General features: G+C 64.3%; 5 protein-coding genes. 2 read left to right on the top strand and 3 right to left on the bottom strand.

Annotation, left to right across the window (positions count from 1 at the left end):
- Nucleotides 1-580: tetratricopeptide repeat protein (locus WB461_RS01540; protein WP_423850966.1), on the top strand; the 580-nt coding region annotated here is incomplete at its 5' end.
- A gap of 287 nt (nt 581-867) precedes the next feature.
- Here the strand turns inward: WB461_RS01540 and WB461_RS01535 are convergent.
- Complete coding sequence (locus tag WB461_RS01535) at nt 868-1428, bottom strand: DUF305 domain-containing protein (protein WP_423850965.1); 561 nt, start codon at nt 1426-1428, stop codon at nt 868-870.
- A gap of 65 nt (nt 1429-1493) precedes the next feature.
- Nucleotides 1494-1754: a hypothetical protein gene (locus tag WB461_RS01530; RefSeq protein ID WP_423850964.1), complete on the bottom strand. Its 261-nt coding sequence runs from the start codon at nt 1752-1754 to the stop codon at nt 1494-1496.
- A gap of 394 nt (nt 1755-2148) precedes the next feature.
- Between WB461_RS01530 and WB461_RS01525 the strand changes: the two genes are divergently transcribed.
- The gene (locus tag WB461_RS01525; RefSeq protein ID WP_423850963.1) at nt 2149-3420 is read left to right on the top strand and encodes a YibE/F family protein; all 1272 of its coding nucleotides are present in this window, start codon (nt 2149-2151) and stop codon (nt 3418-3420) included.
- Nucleotides 3421-3486: 66 nt separating this feature from the next.
- Here WB461_RS01525 and WB461_RS01520 read toward each other — a convergent pair whose 3' ends face one another.
- Nucleotides 3487-4086 (bottom strand): hypothetical protein, encoded by a 600-nt coding sequence (locus WB461_RS01520; RefSeq protein ID WP_423850962.1) that lies wholly within the window; start codon nt 4084-4086, stop codon nt 3487-3489.
- Between the last annotated feature and the right edge of the window lie 173 nt (nt 4087-4259).

Raw genomic sequence — 4259 nt, 5'->3', positions numbered from 1 at the left:
GTACGCACTGGCTCAGACGCACCTGCTTTTCGCCCTGGGCGAGACAGCGAACGCCGATCTCGGGACTCAAGCCCAGATCACCGCAGACCTGAGCCTGGCCAACCAGGCGCTGGGAAAGCGCGAGCGTGCAATGTCGCTGGCCCAATCGGCCGTCGCCCTGGCCGAGCAGGCCCGCGAGCCGCGGGTGCTCGGACAGGCCTACAACCTTCTGGGCATGGTGGGCGCCGGCGACGACACCGACGAGGCGATGATCAACCTCGGTCGCGCCCGCCAGATCGCAGAGGACCTGGACGACACAGACCTCATAATCGCCGTGCTCAACAACCTCGCGCTCGCGCATCGTAGGCGGGGAGCTCTGGACCAGGCACTGGAGCTGACGACCAGGGCTCTGGAGCTCTGCGGCCGGCTGGGCGACCGTCACCATGAGGCCGCCCTGCACAACAACCTGGCCGATCTGCTGCAGGCCTCCGGCCGCGGAGAGGAAGCTATGGTGCACCTCAAGGCGGCTGCCCGGATCTTCACCGACATCGGAGTGGAGGAGCAGCCTCACCCGGAGATCTGGAAGCTGGTCCGATGGTGAGATCCGTCGATTTCTCAGTGCGCGGGCGCCGGCGAGGCACTGTGTGGTCTGGCCGAACTCGAAGTTGTTGATGTCGCCGAGCACGATCACCTTCGCGTCAGAGTCAGCGGTCTGCGACTGGTTCACCAAGCCACGGACGATCTGGGCTTGTTGACGTCGCTTGGTCAGGAGCGGACCGGGGCTGCGGGAGGCGCGCATGCGGAAGGTGGGTTACCTGTTCTTGATGACCCAGGGGCGAGATGTGGTGGCTCGGCCCCGCGGGCAGTGGCGCGCGGCCGAGCGGTGGGTCAGGACTCGAGCAGAGACCTCATGGTGCGAATCTCGGCGCTCTGACCCTTCTGGATCTGTTTTGCCAGCCGAACGGCGGGTGGGTACTTGCCGTCTGCGTCCTCGGTCTGCGCCATCTCGATGGCTCCCTCGTGGTGCTCGATCATCATGGTGAGGAACTGCTTGTCGAACGCGCCGCCAGAGGAGGCAGCGAGCCCCTCCATGTCTGCGCTGCTCATCATCCCGGGCATGCTTGAGTCCGACATTCCTGACATTCCCGTCATGTCCTCGGGGACGTTCTTGTCCCAGGACTTCAACCACTTGTTCATCTCGGTGATCTCGGGCTCCTGAGCGGCGAGGATCTGCTGTGCCAGATCACGTACCGCAGGGCTCTGCGTGCGGCTCTGGGCCATGCTGGCCATTTCAGTGGCTTGCCGGTGGTGCGGAATCATGTCCTGGGCGAACGAGACATCAGCTTGGTTGAATGCGGGGGGAGTGCTGGTGTCACTGCTGGAGCACGCGGTGAGCGCGACGAGCGCGAGGGCCGCAGCCAGGGTTGTGAATGTTGTGCGAATACGCATGGGTTCTCCTGTTGAAATATGACGTGACTGTGCGGACGGAATCGGTGCTTGACCGGGTCTGACCGTCAGCAACGAAGAACAGCAGTGCGTTGGAGTGGTGAAAGGTTTTGCACGGGCGCCAGAACTCGCTCGCGAGCTGCTCTGCGCAGGAGATCGAAGGCGCTGATCCCGATCATCACCGCGATGCAGAGCATCGTGATGTCGCCGCATTCCGATAGCGTCATGCCGTTGTCGTCGGCAATCGCGACGAGTTGCTGATGCTCAGGCGCTGAGTGCCCCGGCTCGGCGACTGTCGTCATGGCGCTGGCCGCGGCCGCCAGCGACACCTCCTCATGGTGTGCGGCGACAGCCCCATCGTGACCGGTGAGGACATGGTGCATGGCAAAGATGCCCAGGATCAGGAACGAGTTCAGGCACACCCGTGACCAATGAGGCATGGGCCTCGGTCGCGTCACCTCAATCGCGTACATCGCTCTCAATGGTATCTGACCGCTGAGTGCCCGGGCTGGGCCAGGAGGACCCTGGGATCCCGCGAAAGGTACTCCCAAGGGGTAGAACCTGCGGCCGTCGGTATCGCCACTCGGCGCGCTCGGCCAGCACCCCGTTCCGTACATTGTGATCAACAAGCGGAGCGTGCAAGGTGTCCGGTCAGGACCCGGGCTGGTCGGCTAACCAGCGCATCCGCGTGCGCATGTCGCCACAAATATCAAAAGGAATGCCATGTCCCACACCCACGCTCACGGTACCGATCTCGACGGCCCCCCTCGTCCTCTGCTGGCGAAGGTTCTGGCCGGCATCGTGGGCGTGGTCGCGGTGGCAGTCGGAATCGGTGTGTTCATCTTCTGGCCCAGCTCCGACGAGATCCCTCAAGATCAGAACCCCTACAACGCACCCGGTGTGAGCATCATCCACGCCACCGTCACATCGTCGAAGCCGTTGGAGTGCGGAAGTGGTGGCGAGGGTCCAGACGGTCTGCCGGAGGTGGCAGGGAAGTGCGCCACGGTGGACCTCGTGTCGAGCCGCGGCAAGGGCACGCTGATTCTCGACGCTGCGCGAGCCAAGACGGGGGTGAATGCGGGAGACAAGATCCAGGTGGTCCGGATCGCTCGGGACGGACAAGAGCCGTCTTACGAGTTCTACGACTTCCAGCGCGGCACGCCGCTGGTCATGCTGTCGCTGATCTTCGCGGTACTGGTGGTCGCGGTGGCCAGGTGGCGCGGACTGCTTGCGATCGTCGGCATCGCTGTCACGCTCCTCGTACTCACCAAGTTCATGCTTCCGGCGTTCCTGGCCGGCGAGGATCCGCTGCCAGTGGCGATCGTTGGATCCACCGGCATCATGCTCGTGGTCCTCTATCTCGCGCACGGCGTATCGATTCGCACCACGGCCGCCCTGTTCGGGACATTGGGCGGGTTGGCCATCACTGCCGCGTTCGGGGCATATGCGACCGGGTGGTCCAACCTGACCGGGGTCGGGTCAGAAGATGATCAGGTGCTCGCTGCGGTGGCTCCGCTGGTCGACCTGCACGGAGTTGTCGCCGCAGCGATGGTGGTGGCGGGGCTGGGCGTTCTCAACGATGTCACGGTCACCCAGGCGAGCGCCGTGTGGGAGCTGCGATCAGCCAAACCCGACGCAAGCGCCACGGAGATCTTCACCTCAGCCATGCGAATTGGCCGAGACCACATCGCCTCGAGTGTCTACACGCTGGTGTTCGCCTACGCGGGATCCGCGATGACAATCCTGTTGTTGATCGTGGCCTACCAGCAGAGCCTGCTGCAGATCGCCACGACCGAGCAGATCGCCCAAGAAGTGGTTCGGACGCTCGTTGGTGCGGTCGGACTTGTCCTGGCGGTCCCGATCACGACGCTGATCGCCGTCGCACTTGCACCAGAAGCACGCAACCGAAGCCTTCCGCTGCCTTCGCCCACGCAGCCCCCGGGTCCGCTTCCGGGCCGCCGACGTGCCCTGCCCCAACAGAAGCAGGATCTGTGACTCACGCGGTGGTCGCCGATCAGTCCGACCGGGTGAACTCGCACGAGGCGCTCTGACTGGGAGCGGTCACGAAGGCAGGTCGAACCCCGAGGCGGTGTTGAGGATGACGGCGACTGTGAGGTACATCAGCCACAGTCCCACCACGATGTGTACGACGCCCAGCACCTTCTCGAACACCTCGATGCCGATGCCGACGAAGAAGTCGGTGACGTAGACCGCGGTGAGACCGGCGAACAGGAGACCGACCGGCCAGGCGCCTGCGTCGAAGAACACGACCGCACCGACCACCGAAAGGACGGTGAAGGCCACCGACATGCCAGCGTTGGTTCGTGCGTCGTTGCCCTGGAACTTGTTCCAGCCCAGGGCGAACCAGTGGATGCCGTAGGCCGAGAACGCCACTGCCGCCATGTAGAGCGCGCTGTCGTCGGTGAAGACCTGGAACCAGGTCAGACCCACGAAGAGCAGAACACCGACCATCAGCTGGCACAGGCCAGGCAGGAACATCCCCCACACACCCAGTGCCCGGTCGGTGGACCTGGCCTCGGCCGGGTCGCTGGACCTCGTAGGGAATCCGAGCAGCTCTGCCGGACCCCAGATGAGGTAACCGGTTCCGAGGCCGAAGAAACCCAGGGCGACGGGCGCGAACATCGAAGCTGTGAACGTCACTTGCACCACCTCCCTGTTGACTCTAGCCCTCGGTCAGCGGTTTCGGGATGCCGTGAAGTGATCGCGAGCAGCGTGTCGTTGCCACTGGCACCACCGGGCGAGAGCCAAGCCGGCCGGACACCAGCTCCCGATCTTGGCCGTCCAGCGCACGTGTGACGTGCGTCATATACGGT

Origin of the sequence: Aeromicrobium sp., from assembly GCF_049587115.1 — a bacterium.
Classification (GTDB): Bacteria; Actinomycetota; Actinomycetes; order Propionibacteriales; family Nocardioidaceae; genus Aeromicrobium.
Note: the sequence above shows the minus strand (reverse complement) of the source record. Positions and strands in the feature narration are given on the sequence as shown.